Origin of the sequence: Flavobacterium sp. C3NV (assembly GCF_046825355.2) — a bacterium.
Classification (GTDB): Bacteria; Bacteroidota; Bacteroidia; order Flavobacteriales; family Flavobacteriaceae; genus Flavobacterium.
Genome location: NZ_JBKQBJ020000015.1, coordinates 15,476 through 38,880 on the forward strand (window position 1 = coordinate 15,476; position 23,405 = coordinate 38,880).

Here is a 23,405-nt window from a genome sequence, read left to right on the forward strand (position 1 = left end):
TGGCACTTTTGTCTGTCAAGAAAAACTGCCACAGAATTTGAATTAAACCCTTATATACACAGGGGTTAAGGAGGTTAACGACTTGTTTTTTTGATGCTATAATTCTACATTTATTAATCTAAAAAAGTTGAATTATGTTAGAGAACAGCTTTGGGTTAGTTTTCTTTATGAAAATTACCAGCAATGACAGAAAAATTAGAACCGTCTACTTTAGAATTACCGTAGACGGAATTACAAAGGAAGCATCCACCAAACGCAAATGGGAATATTTAAGGTGGGATCAAAAAACAGAAAGAGCAGTCGGATCCAAAGAAGATGCAAAATCTTTAAACTTCTTCTTTGATGCACTGACTTTAAAAATCAATGAAATCAAAACAAAAATGATGTACAGCGGTAAACCCATAACCGCTGAAAAAATCATGGATCATGTTTTAGGCAAAGTACAACCAAGAGTTAAAGTAATGGAAGAATTTCAAAAGCACAATGATGAAATGAAAGCCCTACTTGGAAAAGGATATGCTAAAGGAACTCTCGACAGATTTACTATTACTAAAAACCATTTAACCGCCTTTATTAAATTCAAATTTAATAAGACAGACCTTGAATTTACAGATTTGAATCTCGAATTCATAAAGGACTTTGAGTTTTACCTTAGAACAGTTCGAAATTGCAGTAACAATACAACCCTAAAATACATTGCCAATTTCAAAAAGATTGTCATTCGAGCAATCGATAAGGAGATAATTCTAAAAGATCCTTTTAAAAACTTTAAAGGAAGAAAAACTAAGTTGGCAAAAAAGCCTCTTTCAACTCAGGAATTATATGAATTAGAAAAGCATTATTTTACCACAGACAGGCTCAATGTAGTGAGAGATGTATTTGTGTTCCAATGTTACACCGGACTGGCTTACATTGACGCTTATCAGTTGAGAAGGGTAGATATTAAAGACGGGATAGACGGTAACTTATGGATCATGTCTGAGAGACAAAAAACAAATTCTACCACAAATGTCCCGCTGCTTCCTCAGGCACTTAAAATAATTGAGAAGTATAAAGATCACCCGCTTTGTTTGCAGCGCGGTACAGTGTTACCTGTTTCTTCCAACCAGAAAATGAACGAGTATCTTAAAGAGATTGCAATTCTTTGCGGTTTTCCATTTACACTTAACACTCATATGGCACGCCGTACTTTTGGAAGTACAGTTACATTAAACAACAATGTCCCTATCAATGTTGTTAAAGAAATGCTTGGCCATTCGTCTGTCAAACAGACCGAAGCATATGCTATAACTGAACAAGCAACAATAGGACGCGAGATGTCTCTTCTGAACAAAAAACTAAATAAAGTCATACCGAAAATCTCAAAATCAGATTTAGCGGTTCTCAGCAGATTAGAGAAAGAAATTGAAGCAATTAAAAAGAAATATAATGTAACTTCATCTTAAAGTTGAATTCAACTTATAATTAAGTGTAAAAAAAAATAGGTTATCTCATAATTCTTGAGATAACCTATTTTCATGTAGTTCAATTTCACTTTTATAACCTGGATGATAGGAAGGTCGGTAAACAATATATCCAAATATTTGAAGTTGTTTAAAATATTTATGATATGTAGGTATTGTGTTTATATGGGCCAATGCCATAATTTTACTGCGACTAACTTTGATGGACTTCTCCTCCCCTTGCCTATACCCTAAACTTAGAATTGCCATTAAAATGGCCAGATGCCAGACGCTTAATCGTGAGTCATCCATATAAATCGATAAGTAATTCATAATTTGACCTTCACTGGGCTCATGGGTTCGATTCATCACTAAAAAGTTTTTTAAGGTCTTCCCTATTATAATAATACGAGCCCAGGACTTTTTTATATCGTACTTTTTGTGTCACTCTGAGGTTCTGTATTGAACCTGCCGATATATCCAGCATCTTTCTGACTACCTTAGTTTTGATCCATTCAGGATGCGTAGATTCTGCATGAGTAAAATTGATCTCTTGAATTATTATCTTTATTTTATCAAATAAAAGAAGGCCGAACTGCCTTAAATCATCTTTTGTTACAATTTCTTCCATAGCACTTTTTTTACTGATGATCCAAATGAAAATATATACTGCTTCGTTTATTCTTGTTTTTTGTAGGCACATAAATAAGATAACCGTAATTGTCCAATTCACGCATACATTTATGATAGGTCTTCGGCGATACTATTTTAGCGATCTTTTGAATTTCGATGCTGTAAGCCTGAATTGGATTTATCATTCCTCTTTGCTTCCAAAACTCAACAAGTGCTGCAAACACTGCAATATGGGTGCTGCCAATTCTAAAATCCTTTTCGATTGACTTAAAAAAAACCGATAAAAGTTTTAAGTTTTCCATTACTTACCTATTAAAGACTTTTAGTTTTAACCTGACGTTTGGAGATTTTTATCGTTTGCGGTTCAACTTTTTTTGTTTGCATTTTCACAGTTTCATTCTTTCTGCTATTTTGCACATTACTCAGACGGCGTATGAGGTATTAAGAGTACCTATCTCATCTGGGTATCTAACCATAACTAAATAGACTTACTGATCTTTTTTTTTCGGTTATTCGAATTCTTCTCACTTTGGGAAGGTTCATCATCACTGTCTTGTTTTTGGCTTTTATCTTTCTCTTTTGCAACACCTTGCTTCTCCTCTTTGCTTTCTCGATGATTAATCCTTTGCAAGTTGGCATCATAGACGTTCACAGTTTTAAATTGCGGATTTGCCTCTATATACATTTTACTTTCCACGCCGGCGACAACAAAAGTTACCGATTGTAGATTTCCTTTTTTCAGCGAACTTAAAAGATCATCTTTATATTTAGGAGTTTCCAGTTCTTTAATGGAATATTTGGCAAGGCTTGCTTCCAAATCATAACCATAATTTTGATGGTAATGATTGAGCTTAAAATTTCCATTGTTGTCATCGACTTCCTTGAAGTCCATTTTAATCCAAGAATTATAAACTTCTCCTTCTTTTGTCTTAAGATCTTTATTTATGGAACGCCCTTCCATTAGATTATAAGCTTCTTTAAGTGTAATACTGCTGCTGTTGCTATTAATGTAAAAGGTCTGTTCCAGTGCTTCTTCGGAATCTTCTTTTTTAAGATTCACGTGATAGGAATTAAAAAAGTATAAATCACTCTGATCTGATTTTTTAAAATTCAACACTGCACTCATGGAATCTGTTCCATAAACTCCTTCTTTCATAAGTTTAAATTCTGTTTCACCTTTAAGCATTTTCTCCTTCAAGTCCTGATCGAACGTTTCGCCAAATCCAGTATATTTTAACTGGTCTTTCAGGTATTCTAAATTTTTCTGATTCATAATATTTATATTTAAGTTATTTTCTAAAAATTCCCTTTTTTCTCTTTCCAATCTCCCAAATGCAGTAAGATCAAACGCCTCATTGTCGGAAGTACATATTCCGCTCTCCCTCAACATATTTAAATCTCTTATAATTGAGTTAGTCGGCAGATATTTAAAATAATCCATATCATTAGATTTCTCGAAGCAACACTCTTTTGCTTCCCATGCAGTTTTAAAGAACTCGAGGGTAGCAGAATCTGATATTTGATCCACTGGAACAACTGCATAATGATAACCAAGAGACTGAATTTGCTCTGTTAATTCTGATAAAATTTCTATATCACTAATATTTATGATCATGTTGTATTTTTAAAATTAAAAAGTCCTAATAGCTGATCTCCCCTATATGAATTACCTTTTCAATCAAATAATTTTTAATACTAACCTCCAATTGCCGACCTCTGTTCTTTTCGATGAGTTGAAGTGTAAGAAACTTATTCTCAGGAATAGTAAATTTCTCTAATGCATAGACTTTTACCACTTCGGACTTATAAGGAATTACCACAGACGACGATGTGGTATACAGCGGTAGAATTTCTATTTCCTGTGATGCAGTTCGTTTTGATTTTCTCTGATCTCTTATAAAAAAACGCAGCTGGTCGATATCATAATTAATTTTGGAATTGTTTTCAAATACGACTCTTAAATACAAAATATCCTCATGGACAAAAATGCCGTTTACCTCAAGAGTAATCTGAAACTTTGACTTTTTCAAACCGCGGGTCTTTTTCTTTTTCGATAAGGCAAGTGAAGCAAACTGTTCTATTTTCTTTTGATTATCGTTCTCCATTGAAAACAAAATATTTCCATTTACCGCAGCTGAATTATCAGCTTTAATATTCAAATCTGGACACCCTTCGTCATAGCTAAGAATAAATACATACAGCCTGTTGTCAGCTGTCACAACAGTGAGGTTGGTCTGATTGAAATTCTCCTTTGCCGCTTTGACAAGTAAAATATTCTCAACCCCTTTTGCTTTCTGCATTAAAACATCCGGACTTCCTTTATCGATACTTTTAATAGCATATGGAAAAACAATACTGGTAGTTTTTGAATATCCTATGTGAAGATTTTTAAACTCTTGTTGATTCAAATCAATTTTTTCATTAATAAATTGCGCATAGCCTGATAGCATTGTCATCAAACAGCATAAGATTAAAGTCCAATTTCTAATTTTCATATTTTATTTTTTTAATTATTCAAATTCTTTTGTTTCTCACCATACAGCAATACCTGATAGCCAGCTTTAACAACCACCTTAATTAACTTTACCTTTTTACTCATAAGGCTCTTTGCTGCTTCAATTCCCATTCCTGCAGCCTGCGAGCCCCACGAATCCTGAAGTCCCGTAAGTCCTAAAGTTTGAATGGAGCGGTCTGCAGACGCCTTTGCTACATCTCTGTTAATTGCATCGGGAATATAAATTCCATCTATACCATCCATATCATAAACCGCTAACTCGACAGGAAAAATCGAATTCCGATATTGGATATTATCAATCTTAACTTCCAGCCTTTCTCCTTTTAAAGCAGCAATGCCGAACAAAAAAGTGTTTTTCGGAATTTGGATTCCCTGGATCAGAATTTCATTGCTTAATCTGAGTTTTATCGTTGAGCCGTTTACAATGGTCTGGGTTTCGTGAATTACGGCTTCAATAGCATTTTGCTGCTCATCTGAAGCATCGACCTCGTCCAGGGTATAAAAAGAATTGGATTTTGATACAATTTCCTGATTGCTTAAAGAAGCATTCAAAGAGGTGACATTATTTTCTTTTTTCTTTCGGACAACTTGTAATGACTTTCCTTTTTTACTTTCTGTAGATTGCCTTAACTTTTCCTGCATTCGGGCAGGATGCTGAATGTCTAGTATATTTTCTAGCATTCCTCCTAACTGTTTGAGTTCTGGATCCGGTTCCTGCGGTTCATTCATAACAGACATCATCTGCTCCAGTTTTTTCATATCTGCGGATTGGGGATCTGAATAACCATAATTTTCAAACTCGCGCATGTCATGATCTTGGTAATTTCCTACACTCGGTTGACTTATAGCTTTTTGAAGTGCTTGTAATTTTTGATATACCTTTTGCTCATTCTGATCTTTATAGGATGTCGTATTTAACCCGACCTTATTCTTCCTAAAACCGCTAGGTACAAATTCTTCTTCCCAACTGTTTATCGAGTCATCAACAAGAAGAGTATTTGAATAATTAGGATCCTTTTTAATTTGTTCCTGCAGTTTTATTGAATCCATGGCTGCCTGATTATAATAACTCAGTTTGTCCAAAGAGATATCTTCCTTAAATTTTGGATTGGGTAGAATACTATTAAATCCTTTTTTTTCTCCTATATCAGCACTTGCATTTGTTGTGCCTTTCCCTCCGCCTAAACTCCAAAATAACATTGTTATAAATGGCAAAACCAGAACTGGTAACATTATAAGCATTTTTCGTTTTTTTAGTTCTTTAAGTGAAATTGTTTTTTTCTCCATGACATTATTCTTTTACATTAGACTTATAATAATTTTCAATAAAAACAAGGCTATCCATAAGATTTGGATGGCATAACATAATACTATCATATGTTTTTTTATCTAAAGGACTTCCCGTAAGCCCATCCAGATAAGATCTCCAGTGTATAATCTTCTTATATTCCTGAGGTAAAATTGAAAAGGGTTTTGGATTGTCTTTCAGTTTCGCATTTACTTGAACTGGTTTGGTAGCAGGTTCAATGTTAATGACAGAAGAACTGTCTAAGACTAGTGCCTTATAGACAATAGAAAAACTTATACTGCCAGTAAAAACAATAAATACAATCAGAAGTAAAACCAAACTTTTTTTTGATAAACCTGAAGTGATACTGCTCATTTTCTTTGCCCAGGTATCTTTTACCGTCTCGTAGTACTTATTACTTACGTGTAGGTCTTTCTGTTTTTTAAACCAAAATCTCATCACTTTTTATTTTCGATTTTCAATACTTAAATCTTTATTCTCCAGAGTATTCCAGCGCTCTATCAAAAAACCATGTGGATTATTATCACTTCTGGAAACATTTCTCAAGTTACCCTGGGTAGTAAGACTTCTATTTACAATACTGGTGCTGCGAATAATCTTCTGCTTGGCAAAACATTTAAAACGGTATGGATACTCACTCACATCAATTTGAATACTGTCAATACTGATATTCTGACTTATGTTCCCGGAAATAATTCCTGAGTAATAGCCGTTTTCTTTTAAGTCATTATAAATGCGTTTTGCACTATCATCTGCCAGGTACAGTGCCTTGGTAACATTTGCTTTGATTACTTTATCATCCGGATCGAGTGTAAAGAAATAACTGTGAAATGTTTTTACATGATCCTTGGCTTCTACCGGAACATTATCTTTTCTATCTGAAGAGTAAGCTTCCAGGGCCTTATCGTTTGCTAAGATGTACACCCTGTCCTGCATGAGCGTTACAGTTGTAAAGCTTTTATATAATGTATAACAGCAAATCATAATACAGCCCACAATTACCAGCATTGTAAAACCACGTACATACCGAAAAGCGGTATCTATATTTTTCATTTTAGTAAACATCAGTGCTATGTTTTAAATTTATTTAGAATTCCCTTTTAGCCTGTCGTTTATATGGCTATCTTTTCCCCAAGAATATGGAGAAGGCCCCGCCGTCCTAGCCAATAGCCTATTCACATCATCCGAAGCTTTTCCCATTGCATTCATTACTGTTCCGCTACCTTGTGACGCTCTGCTTACCAACGAATTGGTTGAATTTCCTAAAATACTGGTTACTTTCTGACCGAGTGCTCCACCTCCACCGGCATGAACAATATAATTAGCAACGGAAGGAACTGTGAAGTAACCTATTATGCCTATGATCATAAATATTAAATACGCCATATCAGTCCTGCTGAAAAAAGTATCTCCACTCTGGTTTACATTTGCTATATCGAGCTTTAGCATTTGCTCCTGAATCTTGCCAATAATACTTCCGAAAATATTGGCAACGGGAAGCCATAAATAAATGTTGATATACCTGGACATCCAAACTGTAAGTGTATGCTGAAAGCCATCAAACACTGCAATTCCAAACACAAGAGGGCCTAATATCGATAATACGACTAACTGAAAGGTTCTTAATGTATCGATACAGAGCGCTGCAGCTTCAAAAAGAACTCTTAGCACCTCGCTCATCCATTCCTTTACTGAATTTCTAAAGTTATAGGAGGCTTTTTCCATGGCAAATTTGACATCGTTCCCAATCCCTGCTATCACTCCTTCATCAGCGGGGTCTTGACCATGGGTATACTTGTACCACTCATCCCGATTTCCCGTGCCTGTCTCTCCCACATACATTTTCCAGGGATTAGTTTCCTTGATGGCTTTCTCTTTTTCTTTAAGCAGAACTTCAATGGCTTTATTAGAACCTTCAACCATCGCAGCTGTGGCTATTACTGTCGGCTTCATCACACCGTTAATAAGGGACAGTACAGAGGGAAAAATCATAATAGAAAAACCAATAACAAACGGACGGAAAAGTGGATAAAAATCTATGGGCTCTGCATTGGCTATATGCCTCCAAACACGCGATGCTATATACCATATCGCCGCAAAACCAGCTATCCCCTGCCCTGTTGCTATTAGATTACTACATAAAGGCATCATCTCTTCATAGAGCTGTTCCAATATTTGATGAAGTCCTTTTGAATCTGTACCTGAAGCCTGCGCTTGTAAGGTAAAAGGCAAAAGCACCGCTCCGAGCATAAAGCAAGCTGTTTTATTAAATTTTAAAATGCTCATGATTACTTATTTTTTAAGCCGCGCATTCCCTTCGCGGTATTTACATCATTGGATTCCCTGGCTCTTTGCAGCGCCAGAACATTTGAAGAAGTATTAAAATTTCTTAGAAACAAAAGTTTATCCTCCATGTCTACATAAATTTTATCGATTGCCTGCAATCTCTCATCATCTGACATTCTGAGTTTATTGGCTGTTACAATTGTCAAAAGTTCATCAAGATTTCTAAGACTTTGATTCAATAGATTACCGTACACTTTTTCAAAATAAGTAATCTCCTGCAGAGTAAAATTTTGGCTTTTTGAAAAACGGTTCAAAGCGGTTTTACTCTCCTTAGCCAGCAGGATCTGATAATTGATGATATCTCCTACCCGCTTATAATTCTTTACCACCGGACTTACTTGCAAGAGCGCATCTAAAAAAGTCTTATGCAATGTAAAATTACCCTGAGACATATCCTTAACAGCACTATATCCGCCAGATAAAACCTCATAGCCCTTTTTCATATCCTTAAGAATTTGTTTGAACTGGGAGAGTTTTTCAATATTGAGGATCAGTTGCTGGATTTCCTGTGATTGGGCTTTACTTTTGATTGGTAATAACAGCACTAAGGCCATACTAATTAGTATAATTATTCTTTTCATCATACATCTGTTTTATAATCCATTTAAAGTTCTGATCAGCTCAACATTATTCTTTTCGCTCACTTTTGAAAGGGAAAGTATCTTAGCTTCATTGCTAAAAGTCAGACAGAATTCATAATCACTGATCATTGTTTTGTATAAATTATCAATGCGCTCTATTCTTTCATCATCTTTCATTTCAAGCTTCGCATCCATTGCAACCATTAAGAGATCATCCAATGTTCTGTTGCAGTTCTCAAAAAGGCGGTCAAATGATCTTTCGATATAATCTAGTTCATCCCCATGAAAAAGATCATCTTGTTTTAACTGCCTGAAAGTATTATTTGAGATCCTGATAATTTTAAGCTGAAGTAAAACGATCTCTCCAACTCTTGAGTACTTTTTTATCTTAGGGTTTATTTTCTTTAGGGCCCCCAGGTAATCACTATGTAGATTCACTTCCCCTTTTTTAACATCACCTATAAAATTGAGTCCTTTTTTCACAAGATTATATCCTTTTTTTGCATAATCAATGTAGACCTGAAGAGCGGCAATTTGTAAAAGTAGCTCCTTACGCCACTTTGCCTGAGCTTGCAAATTTTGGATAGACAAGCCTGATAGTACCAATAGTAAAATAACTTTTTTCATAATTTTTTCTCCGATTATGGAATTCCGTAAAATTGCTTCACTTTATTTACATCATTAGCCGTTTTGGCTCTTTGAAGGCTCAGTAGTACATTCTGCTTATTGAAAAGAATCAGGTCATCATAATTGGCATCAATTTGATCTGCTGCATTATTTATAATTTCCAGTCTTTTAAGATCGCTCATCTGGGTGGCAAAAGAATCCAATACCAAAAAAATCTGATCAATATTTTTAATGCTTTGCTCTAAAATACCCGAATACACCTTTTCCATATAATCCAGTTCAGAACTATTGAAATGATCATCCTGTTTAAACAGGTTCCAGGCTCTCTCATATTCAGAAATCAACCTTGCTTGTTTACTCGTAATCTCTTTTATACGCTTATAGTATGTAATTATTGACTTTACTTTCATGAGTTCTTCATAATAATCTTTATAGAGATCACGCTGTTTTTTGGTCCATTCTGATATCTCATCGAGTTTTAATTTCGACAGGACATTTTCGATTTGTTTTTGCGCATTCTGAAGCCAGATGGTTTTGTTCTGTAATCGCTGTATCCTCAAATCGATTGCCTTAATTACTTTTTTGGTAACGGCTTTTACTATTTCCAAAATGGGCAGAGCCACCATAGTGTTTGCAGGTCTTGCCGGAGTGCTAATTAGAAGCAGACACAACAGACAAATAATCATTCTTGACTTTGCTTTCATACTCTTTTCATTTGTTTTCATTTCTCATGTCAAATGCCAGTGCCGCAATTCCTTTTTTGATATCCCCGCCAAACCTTTTAGCATACTGCTGAACTTTAACTTTTTCAGGTTCTTCAGTGGTATAGGCTAAATATTCTTCGAGTGAAACTTCTGTTCTAAATACCTTTGATACAATTCCGGCCAGTGATATAAATACTTCCTTATACTTTTTATCGGGATCATTGGATTTGTTTACAGACAGTGCCAATGCCTTCGCTTTTTCAGTAAGCCCTAGTAGTTCCTGAATCTGTTCAAATTTGTTTTGATACTTACTTTGATCCAGCAGAATAATGCAGTCACTGCTGTTGATAATGGCCTGCTTTACTATCGGAGAAGAAATAATATCTTCCACTTCCTGGGTCACTACAATTGCTTCTCCAAAGAATTTACGCACAGTCTTAAAAAGGTACCGTATATATTCTGCCATTCCTTCCTTCGCAATAGCTTTCCACGCCTCCTCAATCAAAATCATTTTACGGATTCCTTTGAGTTTTCTCATCTTACTGATGAATACTTCCATAATGATGATCGTAACTACCGGAAAAAGAATCGGATGATCCTTGATATTATCAAGTTCAAAGACAATGAGTCTTTTATTTAAAAGATCAAGGTTTTCAGTAGCGTTCAACAGATAATCAAACTCACCACCTTTGTAATAAGGTCGAAGCACATACAGGAAATTATTCACATCAAAATCTTTCTCTTTTACTTTATCATTTTCCAAAATTGGAACGAAATCATCTTTTAAAAATTCGTAAAAACTGTTGAAGCTTGGAAATATAGCTGCGTTTTTCTCCAATTTCTCATAGTACAATTGAAGGGAATTGGATAACGCTACATACTCACTTCTGTTGAAAGTCTCATCGTCCTTTTTCCAAAGTGCCAGCAAAAGTGTTTTAATGCTTTCCTTTTTTTCGGTATCCAGGCTATCACCTTCGCCAATATAAAACGGATTAAAACGGATGGGATTCTTTTCATCGTAAGTAAAATAATACCCATTAACCATATCGCACAATCCTTTATAGCTGTGCCCTACATCTACCAAAACAATATGTGTTCCTTGCTCGTAATAGCTCCTGACCATATGATTGGTAAAAAAGGATTTGCCACTTCCCGATGGCCCCAGTATGAACTTATTTCTGTTAGTACAAATCCCCATTTTCATAGGCTCATCACTAATATCGACATGTACTGGTTTTCCGGTAAGGCGATCCCCCAGACGAATGCCAACAGGACTGAGCGATGAGCGATAACCTGTTTCCATATTCAAAAAGCAGACAGCCTGTTCGGTGAACGTATCGAAAGTGTCATTCATTGGAAAGTCCGCTTCATTTCCGGGCATTCCCGCCCAATAGATCTGAGGTGCCCCGACTGTTTCCAGTTTTGCAGCGGAATCCATCTGGGCCAGGGCAGATGAAATCTTATTTTTAACTTCTTTGAGCTCCTCCTTATCAGTGGACCAGGCTAGCACATTGAAATGTGCTTTTACCGGAAGTCTTTGCTGCGAAATAGCTTCGTTTAAAAAATCATTTGTGGCATCACGAGCAATCATATTTTCACGACTGTAGGCAGAAAGAGATTGCAGTCTCAGTCTTTTGCTTTCGAGTTTCTGAATTGTTTTCTGTGCATCTTCTATAAATATGTACTGATTGTAGATATGGTTGCACGATAAAAGCTGACCTAACGTAGAAGCAAAACCAACACTAAATTTTGTTTTATCTGTAGAATACCGGTCATAATTAATTCTCGATCCACACAAGGCTGGCAGATCTGCAGCATCTCCTAATGTAAATAGCTGGCAATGCTTGTCGCCTACCTCTAATCCCTTGTCAAATTTTACATCCTGATATACAAACGAATCTTTTTGTCCTGCTAAAAAGCAATACCGTTCTACAAGTCCCACTTTTCTGCTCTGGCTCCTCAGCGCATCATTATCCAAACGGGCTAGCTTTACAAATCCGCTATCCTCCATTATTCGTTTGAACTGCCCGGTACAATCAATAAAATCCTGTAGCAATTGAGGTTTTAAAGTTTCTTCAGGTACTATTGAATTTCGTATCAGATTCGAAAACAATGAACTGGAACTTTTTCTGCCCACTGGTTTCTTAGTCAGCATAATGTAGCAGGAATGATCCAAAAAAGGTCTTCCATTAAAAAAACGCTCACTGCTTCTGGTGAGAAAACTACTGTCTTCTTTTGTAAAATCAGCTTTATAGGAACTCTCTAAAAACCAGTCCTGCTTATGAAACACGCAAAACTTCGGAAGCACTTTCATAGCTTTAATCCAAGATTGATGAAAAGCTTCATATTCCTGATCTGACAAAGTAAAAATCTCCGGAAGTTCAGCCTTAAATACAATTGTCACATCTCCTTGTTTTGATAAAATACAATCATGTTCCACAGCCATAATCGGCAGCAAATCTTCCATCCTCTTCTTCATCTCTCTTCATTTTTCATTACTAACATCTTACAGCTATCACACCGTAAAAACTTTCCTGCTATATACCTTTATCACTTTAGGAATTTGCTTTCTGGCGAGTGCCTTCATCATCCCATACTCACCGTATTGATTGCTCATTCGATAAATTTTAAAGACTAGAAAACCTCCGGAAATTCCAATAAAGCCAACACAGAAAATGGATGGCAACCCAATAATATACAAGACTGAAAAAAGTATCATTAGACCTACTACACCTCCACCGAGATACCAGATATACTGCGCCTTTAGCCCCTTAAATTCTATTGATTGGTTAATCCCTTTATTGATTTGATATACACTGCTGCTCATCTTTGTTTTGCTTAATCGAGGTTCATATTAAACTCCGAAGAATGATTTAATGACCGTAGCCACTACCACCAGAAACACACAGCTTCCAAACCAGGCGGCTGCTACCTTTCCTGTATCAGGATCTCCGGCATTCCATTTCTGGTAAACCTTTACTGCCCCGATAAGTCCCAGCAATGCCCCGACAGCGTACATCAGTTCTGTACCAGCATCAAAATAACTTCTTACCTTTTGATTTGCTTCATTAATGCCTGCCACCCCATCTTGTCCATAGACCTTAGATTCATAAACTAATAACAGTATCAGGATACCATAGGACAACACCTTTTCTTCATCCAGATTCTTTAATTTCCAATCACTCTTTCTCATCACACATCATTTTTAAAGATTCAATTCGTAGTAATTATAAAGCAGAGGAACACCGCCGTTGCAAACTCTATTTCCTGTCACACAAAGCCATACCGCACCAGAGAGAACAGGGATTATTCCTCTACTTTTTATTAAATAGTCTCTTCCCACAAACTGTCAACCTGCTCATAAGTTAAAGGCAGCTGTGGGTGTTTTTCACATTCAGAGACTATAAAATTGTTTATGTTTTCACGTAAAGAAGAAATCTTTACATAGGGATATTCCTCAAGGACCAATCGTAGATAATTTTGAAACTCTGTCGGCGATAAGTTTCTTTCAGTACTTTCTTCAATTACCTGCAGTACACGATCAGATAATTCTTCAGCATCCTCCAAAGTATCAAAAGATTCTGAAAATGAAGAAGAAATCGGTTTGCTTAAATTTCTCTTGGACCTGTTTCCAAAACTTAGAATTTTAATCTTCTTTTCTCCTGAAATAATTTGCTTTAATTCTGCATAATAAAATTTAAATACCAAAATCAAATACCAGATAACCAGTAACACGCTAACGGCAATAATATAATTGCTCCATGAAATATTTGTAAACATAGTCTTTTCATTAATCGTTCAACATCTTCTTTCTCTCTATATAGATCATAATAAAGTGATATGATCCATTCTACAAGTCAAAGGAACGATTAAGATCCAACTGCTACAAGTACAACTTTTGTTGTACCCTTTTTGTACCTCAAAAAAATCCAATAAAAAAGACTTATTAAACAATTAAAATATTGTTTAATAAGCCTAAGATTCTAATTTAAAAAATATTATTTATTTCTTATAGCTTTTATCAGCCTTGTATTGCGCCTGTCTGCTCTCGAATTTTGCAGGGATACTACTGCCCATATTGCTGCAGGAATCCATCCAATCAATGTAATTTGCAAAATCAAGCAAATGACTGCTGTAAAAATCTTTCCTCTTAAAAGAAAAGATACACACGGAAAGAATATTGCAAGTAATGTCATAATTTTATCTAGTTTAGTAATGTGTCGTAAATAATAGAATTTGTTACTCAGGTAATTTTTCATTTTATATAAGAAAGTTTTACAATATCAATAGGATTGAATTTTAGTTATAATTTTCTCAAGGATTTTGATTGCTATTTCTTTATCTCTATCCTCTGGACTATATGATTTGCTTCTAACCGACTGATAGGACAGATCTTTCTTAAATGGCGTAGATAAATGAGGTATTATCATTCTAAAAAAGTGGTTCATTGATCTTGCCTTTATCACCCTTGCCTCATCTGTTGCTCTTAGTATTAATGCCATTTGATCAATAGATAAATCGCATTCAATTTTACTGCTTATAGCTGTAGAATTAGCTCCTGAATTTAAATTATCTGAATTTGTTTTATTGTTAAGTTCCATTGTCTTTTCCAGATAGATTATTTCCTGAGTTAACCAATTTTCTAAAATAGGTTTTATGTTATTTCTGCATGGATCAAATGATACCTTCTCGTTAGAATAAATCCTATCAACTTCTTTCTTATAAAAAAGAAGTTTAGCAATACGATATGGAGTTGATTCATCAAGATTAATCTCTTCATTGATGTGATCAATAATGTGATCTATATACTCGACACTATTAAAATTCTTTTCTATTAATAACTTATCAATTTCTGAAAAGAAATTTGTCGGTGCCAAAGTATTAACAGATTTTAAACTTCTTAATAAATCCTTTGGATAAAGTAATTGACGATAGGTTATTTTGTTTGTTGAGAATGTTTCAATAAACTGAGAAATACTATGAATTATAATTTTATAAGCTACCCCCATAAAACTTTCATCTACTTTTTTCGATAGCTTTTCCAATTTAAACTGCAGTTCATTTCTTGACAGCATAAGATATGTAATTGGAACTCTTTCGTCAAGACTTAAAAATATTGAAAATCTATTTTCAACAATGGAAAGTAATTCTTCAAGTTTATCTCTCAGTAATTCTAATAGTACTGATAATTCAGAAGATTCAAATAACCCTGTCTTTTGATATTCTATAACATTATCCAAAAGGAAAACCAAATTTGAATGATATTTTCGCACCTGCAGTCGTACTTCCCTTTTTTTACGAAGCAAAAAAATCTCTTTTTTCAGGGAATTTTGGATATTTTTTGACTCTTTTTCAATATGATTTGAAATAACAAAAATATCTTGTTTTGAAAGCTTTGTAATATTTGTCTTTTTTGGATTTAAAGTATGTGATATCAATGCATCAAACCACTCTAAAGGATATATATTATTCATCATACTATTGTTTAATTACAATTTAGACAACGAAGACTAACGACTTTTGAATCTCTCGATAGAATTCGAACGATACTCAGTAGGCGAATATGATGTATGCTTTTTAAAAAAGATACCGAATATAGAAGCATTTACAAATTCCATTTCTTCAGCTATTTCCGCTATTGTGAACTGCGAGTCTTCTAGCAAAATCTTACATTCGCTTATTAAAGCTTCAATAATCAATGCTTTTATGTTTTTGCCTGTAACTTCTTTTACCGTCTTATTTAGGTAACCAGCCGTAACAAATAATGCCCCTGCGTAAAACTTGACATGATGCTGTTTTTTATAGTGAATGGACAAAATTGTAAGAAACTGAATAACCAGATCTTCTTTTCTGCTGAAATTAACCAATGCATTTGCCGTATATCTCGTATAAATTAATTTTAGTTCATAAAGAAATAAATTCAAACTTATACGGTGCAGTTGGCCATCATAACCGACCCTTTTTGCCTCTAGATTTACAAAATAAACAAGCTTGTAAATAAGTGACAGAACCATATACTCCTTTTCTGCCAGAGATGTTTTCAAGGGCTCTTTTCTGATAAAAAAATAAAATGAATCTACTAATTCTTTTTTTAGACAGTTCTGAATAGCAAATTCTGAAGAGAAATTTATTAAATAAAACTGCAAATGCTCACTAACTTCAAATAGTGTGCAAAAAGAATCTTTTGGAATAATTATTAGATCCTTCGGACTTAAAGCCTGAGTTATTTCATTAAGTTTAATTTTAAAACCTCCTGATCTTACAAGTAAAACTGTTAAATTGTTAGTAGTAAATGATTCATGTTCTGAAGTAAGAATCTCATATTTTTTAATAATATGAATATCCAATCCCTCTATTGGAAGATCCTTTAATTCGATATTAATTAAATCTTTAATCATCATTTTGCAGTCAAATTTTTATAACATTGTACTGAGTTTAATCTCTAAATTTCTTACTGATTACTAAAAAACATAAAAAATATAGATTGATTAATGAGGTGATATACAGAATGTATTTAAATGTCCTAAATGAAATAGTTAGATTTACTTCCGACTCCAGATAATCTCTTGCTCCATCATAACCAAATAAGGTTATGATGAAATAGAGATTTATCAGATTTATTAAAATCAATAAAAAATATAAAACGGTGTGTAGCTTCATTTTAGGGATTTTAATTACAAACCTTTTTATTGCAGATGATTAAAAAGCACTGCAAGAGTGGCTATTGTAAATTGATTATCAGCTTTGAAATTCTTTATACATCTATTTGTCACACCCGTTTCCCAATCCCGATCTCTTTTTCTGGCCTCTTCATATAAAGAGTATCTCGATATTGAAGAAACTTTTAAAATAGTGTCTTTTTCATCTTCCTGTAATGCAAGGCTTTGAACAATTCCTTGTTCGTATGACACTATAAAGTCATGGATATTATCGTAATCTTCATCTTGCTTATCTGCCAATTCCGTAACAAATCCCGTGAGATTGATCTTCACTCCTGCACTGAGTTCTGAATTATTGATCAAATCAAAAAGGGTGTTTTCAGGATCAGCCAGGATGATTGATATCATTTCAGACGTAATTGTAATAATACTTTTATTAGTGCTATTAGATATTTTTCTATTAGCCATAAACAACAATTGGTCTATAATCTCAGCGTTTGATTTTGGGTAGCCATTTTTAGTAATATACTCTGTAAGATTTTTATAAAAATCAGCACCAGTCTGGTCATAAGGATTTTCAGGATTTCGTGCCGCTAAAGTTTGATCGGCAATGATTTCTGCTAATGGTTTATTGGCTTCTGGATTTATATACTCATCATCTGAACAAGAAGTTAAAAAAAATAATGTGCTAAAAGTTATCAGTAAATTTTTCATGATTAAAAAGTTTGAAAGTAAATGAGACTTGGTTCTCAGTTCATTTCATCCGGACTAGCAGAACTTTTATCCAGCGCCTTGCTGAACATTTTTGCTTTGAATTCATCGCAAATCTATCTCGGGAAAAATCTTTCTGCAAGCTAAGTGGTAGGGCTTTCTAGGAATCTATAGTATTGAATTCCGTGAATTCAACACCCTTTTTAACATGAACAAACATCTACATTTCAATAGTTTACACTATTTTTGAGCCACCCTTAAGAATAAATCCTGTACAGCGCCAACTATTTTTTTTCAGGATCTATTCTTTCAAAAGATAATCTCAAAAAAGTAACCTATGAAACAGTATTTAATTCTGCTCCTGATTTTGTACGCACCTATTTTAGGAAATGCCCAGCTCCAAAAAAAAATTAAAATTCATGATTCTCTTAAATCTAGGAGTTATAATTATTTAGATGATAAAATATATGAATACAAAAAAGACAGCTCAAAAGCAGCTGTCTACATGTTCGCATACCTTATCAAAGCAAGAAATGAGCATAATTATAAAGAAATGGTGTATGCTTATCAAAACATTTTACATCAGTCACCTCAATATTTAAGGATAGTTTATGCTGACAGTATGATTTATACAGCTAAAAAATCTAACAATAATACATTGATAGGCTCTGCATTTCTTTCCAAAGGAATTGTGTATTATGGACAGAAACAATATGAAAAGGCATATAATAATTATATTACTGCCAATAATTATATTTCTAAATCTAATGATAAGTATCAATACTATAAAGTCAAGTATTACATGGCTCAGATAAAATATTATCTGGGCTTTTATGACGAGGCAATATCGCTTTTTAATGACTGTTTACAGTATTTTAAAGATGAAAAGGACAAGAGAGCATATTTAAACACACTCCATTCATTGGCAGTCTGTTACAATAGAATTGGTAATTATGGAGATTGTAACGAAATGAACCTATTGGGACTGGCAGAAAGCAAACGGTTGAAGAATACAGAAATGAATGCTTACTTCATTCATTCGCAAGGAATTAATGAATACTTTAAAAAAAATTATGCACTTGCAATTTCAATGATAAAATCTTCATTTTATGATATTGCTGAAAACAAAGATTTTGCAAATAAGTCAGTGGGAAACTTTTATATTGGAAAAAGCTTTTGGGAATTAAAAAGAAGAGACAGCGCGGTTTCTTATTTTTTTAAAGTAGACAACACTTTTAATGAAAAAAATTATATCCGTCCCGACCTTCGTGAAGTATATGAATTATTAATAGACTATTACAAAAGCAAAAAAAAATTAAAATCCCAGTTACATTACATTGACCAGCTTCTGAAGGCCGATAGTATTCTAATAAACACACACAAATATTTAATAGGCAAAATTCATAAAGAATACGACACAAAAGAACTAATAAGAGAAAAAGAAAAAATTAGTGAGCAACTGATTCGCGAAAAATATTACGATGCAGCTGCTATAGGTATAATAACAGTCTTGTTTTTACTGTCATTATTCCTAACAAATCGCCATTATAAAAACCAAAGAAATTACAAAAAGAAATATGACGAGCTGATGAAAACGTCCCAAGCTGATGAGATTAAAATTGTACACAAGAAAAATGATAAACCGCATCTCCTTGACATACCACAGGAAACAATTGATGCTGTATTGATCGAACTTGAAAAATTCAAATTAGAAAGAAAGTTTTTAGCAAAAGATTTACGGCTCTCGTCTGTCGCTGCTACCCTAGGTACCAATTCTAAATACCTTTCAAAAATTCTATCCATCTATAAAAATAAAAGATTTATTGAATATTTCAACGATTTAAAGATTGACTATATAATTGAACAATTAAAAGAAAACAAAATGATGAGAAAATATACAAATGCAGCACTTGCCTCAGAAGCAGGTTTCAGCAGCACGCAGCCTTTTGTATTTGCCTTTAAAGCTAAAACGGGAATGCCTGTCCATTTTTTTATAGAACAAATTAACAAAGGCTCATCCTAGGAAAAAGAATTGGCTTGCAGCCTATTGATTTTGATAATAACTTTACTAACCTATAAATACCTGTTTAAAACTTTTATAAAATAAAAAAAGATGCTTTAGCATCTTTTCATTCTTTAAAACAAGTCTTTTATATTAACTTTTAAAATTTCAGCTATTTTTAATAAACTTTTTACAGTAGGATTTGTTTGCCCTTTTTCAATTCGTCTAATTTGATTCTCAGATAAATCAACTTCTAAACCCAGCTTTTCTTGTGAAAATGAAGTAGTTTCTTCTCTTAACTTTCGAATAGTTAACCCTAGTTTAATTAATGCTTCACCGTAATCCTTATTTTCCATAGTATAAATTTCCTATTTTACCAAAAAATAAAAGCACACATATATGGTTGCTTTAGTTTTTTTTGTTATATTTGCAACAGATTATATATATTTGCGTTTCTTCATATGAAAATATTTGAAGCATTCGCTTTGAATCTCGCTTTTGAAAACTGGTAATTTTTAACGGGGACGAGATGATAAGTAAGATGCTCACGTCTATATTGGCGTGGGCTCACTTATTGTTCCCCGGTATACCAGTACCTCAAAGGCAGTAAGATGAGTTCCATGCCATTTTTATTTCAACTCTATTACAAATTATATTCTTAGCAATCTTTGTTTCATTCGACAGTTTCGCACTTTAATGTTTAACCGTGAAATATTAATGCCTGTGAATTAAAATTTAATGCATCCTTAAATTAAATGCATAAAAATAGCCCTCTATCTCGTCGCCAAACTAACATAGAGAGCCGTAGCTAATCAAAATCTTATTTAACTAACCAATCCCAATATTATGGATAATTTTTCATTTTACAAGGATGGGAAAGCTCTTTATTGCCTTATTTCTGCTGCAATATTGTCTTTTTCATCTTTATCTGCCAGAAACTCCATTCGGCATTCCTTATTTTTGCAGAAACATGAGGTTCATGGAACTATCACTGACGGAAATGCTCCACTTCCCGGAGTTACAATTGCGATCAAGGGTAGTAAAACTACTGCTTCCATTTCGGACTACACAGGGCAGTATTCACTGGCAGTTGCTCCCAATGATACTCTTACAATTTCCTTTATAGGTTTTAAAACTATAGTTGTACCCGTGGCAGGCCGGAGTATAATCAATATTGTTCTTCAATATGACAGTACAACACTGCAGGAAGTAAAAGTCAATGCCGGATATTATTCGGTAAAAGAGAGTGAGCGTACAGGGAGTATAGCCCGCATTACATCCAAAGACATCGAAACACAACCCGTTACCAACGTACTCGCCACTATGCAAGGACGTATGGCAGGGGTTTTCATTACACAGACAACAGGTGTCCCGGGTGGCGGATTTGATATTAAGATAAGAGGGCAGAACAGCTTTAGGATCGGAGCTAATAATCCGCTTTATATAGTAGATGGGGTACCTTACACTGCGGATGCTATTGGTTCCGGCTCTCCCTCTGGTGTACTTCCTACATCTCCAAGCCCGTTAAACAGCATCAATCCTGAACAAATTGAGAGTGTTGAAGTCCTTAAAGATGCGGACGCTACTGCTATATATGGCTCTAGGGGAGCAAACGGTGTGATACTGATCACTACTAAAAAAGGAAAAGTAGGCAAAACAACTTTCTCTGCAAAAATAAGTACAGGTGCTGGTGTTGTGACACGATTTATGAACCTGATGAAGACCCCGGAGTATCTCGAAATGAGAAAACAAGCATACTTAAATGATGGCATAAAAACCTATCCATCGTCCGCGTATGATATCAATGGTACATGGGATCAAAACAGATATACAGATTGGCAGAAAGAATTGCTTGGAAACACTGCATCTATAAGTGATTACCAAGTATCCTTGAATGCGGGTTCACAACAGACACAATTTTTAATTACTGGAAATTATAATCATCAGGGGACTGTTTTTATTGGTGACTTCAGATATAAAAAAGCAGGAGTTCGTATAAATGTCATACATGAATCAGAAAATAAAAAATTTAAAATTAATACTTCCGTTGGCTACACCTTACAGGATAATAACCAACCACAGGTTGATCTGATGAGAGAAACCTTAAAAATTGCTCCGAATGCTCCTGCACTTTTTCAATCGAATGGTGAATTGAACTGGGAAAAAAACACTTTTAATAATCCTTTAAGAAACTTAACAGGAAAGTATAAAGCTCTTACCAATGATCTGCTTACTAGTATGAGCATCTCCTATACTATAATGAAAGATCTTCAATTGCAAGCAAATTTAGGATACACCTCTTTAAGCAACAATGAACTTAATACAAATCCATCAACTAGGTTTAATCCTTCTCTTGGACGGGGACCTGAAAATTCAGCACTCACTAAAGGAAATATAGACAGGAATTCGTGGATTATAGAACCTCAGGTTAGCTGGACTAAAAATTTCAAGCATGACAATTTGAGTTTTCTTGTAGGCTGTACCTTTCAGTCTCAGAATTCAGATCAAATTGTTCAGTATGGCTATGGATTTACAAGTAATGGACTAATATCAAATATTGCCTCTGCCTCCTCTGTTACAACTCTTTTGAATGAGGAAATAGTCTATCGCTATCAAGCATTTTTTGCACGATTAAATTATAACCTAAGAGACAAATATATCCTAAATATAACAGGCAGAAGGGATGGTTCCAGCAGATTTGGCCCCGGAAAGCAATTTGCAAATTTTGGTGCAGGTGGACTGGCATGGATATTTTCAAAAGAAAATCTACTTAAAGACAATATTGTGCTTAGTTTCGGAAAAATACGAACCAGTTATGGTATTACGGGAAGTGACCAAATTGGCGATTATCAGTATTTAAATACTTACACTGTTACTGGAACACAGTATGGCGGAGTGAGTGGTCTTCAGCCCAGTCGCCTATTTAATCCTGATTTTGGGTGGGAAAGTAATAAAAAATTCGAAGTTGCAATTGATCTCGGTTTTAAAAATGACAAAATTTTTATAACGGGTAGTTATTACGATAACAGATCATCCAATCAATTAGCAGGAATATCGCTTCCCGGAACTACAGGCTTCAATTCCGTACAATCAAATCTGGACGCAACTGTGCAAAATAAAGGATTGGAATTTACCTTGCGAACGGTTAATTTACAGAAAAAAGATTGGCAGTGGACTACCAGCCTTAACTTAACATTTGCAAGAACCAAATTACTTGAATTTCCAAATTTAGCTTCCTCTACCTTTGCTAATTCATTAGTAATAGGAGAATCACTTAACATCAGGAAAGTCTATCATTTTACAGGTGTCGATGTCCAGACTGGACTTTATACATTTGAAGATGTTAACAATGACGGGGTAATATCACCAGTTGAAGATAAGAAAACTGTACTAGATCTCAATCCTGAATATTTTGGTGGCCTACAGAATTCATTAAAATACAAAAATTGGCAGATTGATTTTCTTTTTCAGTTTGCGAAACAGAAGAATTATAATGCATCTTCTTTTTTCTCTGTGCCAGGGACAATGGGCAATCAGTTGCTGTCTTCTACAAATAGTTGGAAACAGCCTGGAGACATTAGTCAATATCAAAGGTATACCACTGGTTCAAATAATAACGCAGTTCTTAGAAATGCTAATTATTATGATAGTGATGGAGCTATAAGCGATGCTTCTTACATAAGACTTAAAAATATATCACTCTCATACGATATACCTGTAAAGGACTTTAAATGCAAGTTATTCTTTGAGGGTCAGAATCTTTTGACTTTTACTAAATATAATGGTGCAGATCCAGAATTTACAACACTTGGTTTTCTACCACCATTAAAAATATTTTCAGCAGGACTCCAATTTAACTTTTAAATATAAACAGCT

23 protein-coding genes are annotated in these 23,405 nt (G+C 34.3%); 3 read left to right on the top strand and 20 right to left on the bottom strand.

Translation table 11 applies throughout. From position 1 onward, the window contains the following. Positions 1-134 precede the first annotated feature (134 nt). Positions 135-1,445: a site-specific integrase gene (locus ACIDC4_RS19120; protein WP_412043956.1), complete on the top strand. Its 1,311-nt coding sequence runs from the start codon at positions 135-137 to the stop codon at positions 1,443-1,445. Between the two features lie 349 nt (positions 1,446-1,794). Here the strand turns inward: ACIDC4_RS19120 and ACIDC4_RS19125 are convergent, their stop codons facing one another. From ACIDC4_RS19125 to ACIDC4_RS19215, 19 genes are all read right to left on the bottom strand, one after another. After that, the gene (locus tag ACIDC4_RS19125; RefSeq protein WP_412043957.1) at positions 1,795-2,073 is read right to left on the bottom strand and encodes a DNA-binding protein; all 279 of its coding nucleotides are present in this window, start codon (positions 2,071-2,073) and stop codon (positions 1,795-1,797) included. A 10-nt stretch (positions 2,074-2,083) separates the two neighbouring features. Beyond that, complete coding sequence (locus ACIDC4_RS19130; RefSeq protein ID WP_412043958.1) at positions 2,084-2,377, bottom strand: hypothetical protein; 294 nt, start codon at positions 2,375-2,377, stop codon at positions 2,084-2,086. 176 nt (positions 2,378-2,553) lie between these two features. Further along, positions 2,554-3,690, bottom strand: a complete 1,137-nt coding sequence (locus ACIDC4_RS19135; protein ID WP_412043959.1) for a hypothetical protein — start codon at positions 3,688-3,690, stop codon at positions 2,554-2,556. A 25-nt stretch (positions 3,691-3,715) separates the two neighbouring features. Further along, positions 3,716-4,570: a conjugative transposon protein TraN gene (gene traN / locus ACIDC4_RS19140; RefSeq protein ID WP_412043960.1), complete on the bottom strand. Its 855-nt coding sequence runs from the start codon at positions 4,568-4,570 to the stop codon at positions 3,716-3,718. Positions 4,571-4,581: 11 nt separating this feature from the next. Beyond that, on the bottom strand, positions 4,582-5,877 hold the full coding sequence (gene traM / locus ACIDC4_RS19145; protein ID WP_412043961.1) for a conjugative transposon protein TraM: 1,296 nt from the start codon (positions 5,875-5,877) through the stop codon (positions 4,582-4,584). A 4-nt stretch (positions 5,878-5,881) separates the two neighbouring features. Continuing rightward, the gene (locus ACIDC4_RS19150; RefSeq protein ID WP_412043962.1) at positions 5,882-6,337 is read right to left on the bottom strand and encodes a hypothetical protein; all 456 of its coding nucleotides are present in this window, start codon (positions 6,335-6,337) and stop codon (positions 5,882-5,884) included. Positions 6,338-6,343: 6 nt separating this feature from the next. Further along, positions 6,344-6,952, bottom strand: a complete 609-nt coding sequence (gene traK / locus ACIDC4_RS19155; protein WP_412043963.1) for a conjugative transposon protein TraK — start codon at positions 6,950-6,952, stop codon at positions 6,344-6,346. Between the two features lie 30 nt (positions 6,953-6,982). Continuing rightward, entirely contained in the window at positions 6,983-8,185 is a 1,203-nt protein-coding gene (traJ, locus tag ACIDC4_RS19160; protein WP_412043964.1) for a conjugative transposon protein TraJ, read from the bottom strand. 2 nt (positions 8,186-8,187) lie between these two features. Then, positions 8,188-8,826: a TerB family tellurite resistance protein gene (locus ACIDC4_RS19165; protein ID WP_488381159.1), complete on the bottom strand. Its 639-nt coding sequence runs from the start codon at positions 8,824-8,826 to the stop codon at positions 8,188-8,190. Between the two features lie 12 nt (positions 8,827-8,838). Next, positions 8,839-9,453 carry a hypothetical protein gene (locus ACIDC4_RS19170; RefSeq protein WP_412043966.1) on the bottom strand — a complete coding sequence of 205 codons (615 nt, stop codon included), beginning with the start codon at positions 9,451-9,453 and terminating at the stop codon, positions 8,839-8,841. 14 nt (positions 9,454-9,467) lie between these two features. After that, positions 9,468-10,157 carry a conjugal transfer protein TraI gene (locus tag ACIDC4_RS19175; protein ID WP_412043967.1) on the bottom strand — a complete coding sequence of 230 codons (690 nt, stop codon included), beginning with the start codon at positions 10,155-10,157 and terminating at the stop codon, positions 9,468-9,470. A gap of 7 nt (positions 10,158-10,164) precedes the next feature. Next, the gene (locus tag ACIDC4_RS19180) at positions 10,165-12,636 is read right to left on the bottom strand and encodes a TraG family conjugative transposon ATPase (RefSeq protein ID WP_412043968.1); all 2,472 of its coding nucleotides are present in this window, start codon (positions 12,634-12,636) and stop codon (positions 10,165-10,167) included. A 36-nt stretch (positions 12,637-12,672) separates the two neighbouring features. After that, entirely contained in the window at positions 12,673-12,984 is a 312-nt protein-coding gene (locus ACIDC4_RS19185; RefSeq protein ID WP_412043969.1) for a DUF4133 domain-containing protein, read from the bottom strand. A 27-nt stretch (positions 12,985-13,011) separates the two neighbouring features. Continuing rightward, positions 13,012-13,350 carry a DUF4134 domain-containing protein gene (locus ACIDC4_RS19190; RefSeq protein ID WP_412043970.1) on the bottom strand — a complete coding sequence of 113 codons (339 nt, stop codon included), beginning with the start codon at positions 13,348-13,350 and terminating at the stop codon, positions 13,012-13,014. A 131-nt stretch (positions 13,351-13,481) separates the two neighbouring features. Beyond that, a complete protein-coding gene (locus ACIDC4_RS19195; RefSeq protein ID WP_412043971.1) occupies positions 13,482-13,937 on the bottom strand; it encodes a hypothetical protein in 456 nt (151 codons plus the stop codon). 218 nt (positions 13,938-14,155) lie between these two features. Next, entirely contained in the window at positions 14,156-14,416 is a 261-nt protein-coding gene (locus tag ACIDC4_RS19200; RefSeq protein ID WP_412043972.1) for a YqaE/Pmp3 family membrane protein, read from the bottom strand. A gap of 24 nt (positions 14,417-14,440) precedes the next feature. Beyond that, on the bottom strand, positions 14,441-15,634 hold the full coding sequence (locus ACIDC4_RS19205; protein WP_412043973.1) for a hypothetical protein: 1,194 nt from the start codon (positions 15,632-15,634) through the stop codon (positions 14,441-14,443). A 33-nt stretch (positions 15,635-15,667) separates the two neighbouring features. Beyond that, positions 15,668-16,558: a helix-turn-helix domain-containing protein gene (locus ACIDC4_RS19210; protein ID WP_412043974.1), complete on the bottom strand. Its 891-nt coding sequence runs from the start codon at positions 16,556-16,558 to the stop codon at positions 15,668-15,670. A 285-nt stretch (positions 16,559-16,843) separates the two neighbouring features. Further along, positions 16,844-17,530, bottom strand: a complete 687-nt coding sequence (locus ACIDC4_RS19215; protein ID WP_412043975.1) for a hypothetical protein — start codon at positions 17,528-17,530, stop codon at positions 16,844-16,846. A gap of 334 nt (positions 17,531-17,864) precedes the next feature. On the opposite strand from ACIDC4_RS19215, the gene ACIDC4_RS19220 reads away from it, so the two are divergent. Beyond that, a complete protein-coding gene (locus ACIDC4_RS19220) occupies positions 17,865-19,550 on the top strand; it encodes a tetratricopeptide repeat protein (RefSeq protein ID WP_412043976.1) in 1,686 nt (561 codons plus the stop codon). Positions 19,551-19,663: 113 nt separating this feature from the next. Here ACIDC4_RS19220 and ACIDC4_RS19225 read toward each other — a convergent pair whose 3' ends face one another. After that, positions 19,664-19,885 carry a helix-turn-helix domain-containing protein gene (locus ACIDC4_RS19225; protein ID WP_412043977.1) on the bottom strand — a complete coding sequence of 74 codons (222 nt, stop codon included), beginning with the start codon at positions 19,883-19,885 and terminating at the stop codon, positions 19,664-19,666. Positions 19,886-20,375: 490 nt separating this feature from the next. Between ACIDC4_RS19225 and ACIDC4_RS19230 the strand changes: the two genes are divergently transcribed. Continuing rightward, entirely contained in the window at positions 20,376-23,393 is a 3,018-nt protein-coding gene (locus ACIDC4_RS19230; protein ID WP_412043978.1) for a SusC/RagA family TonB-linked outer membrane protein, read from the top strand. Positions 23,394-23,405 lie beyond the last annotated feature (12 nt).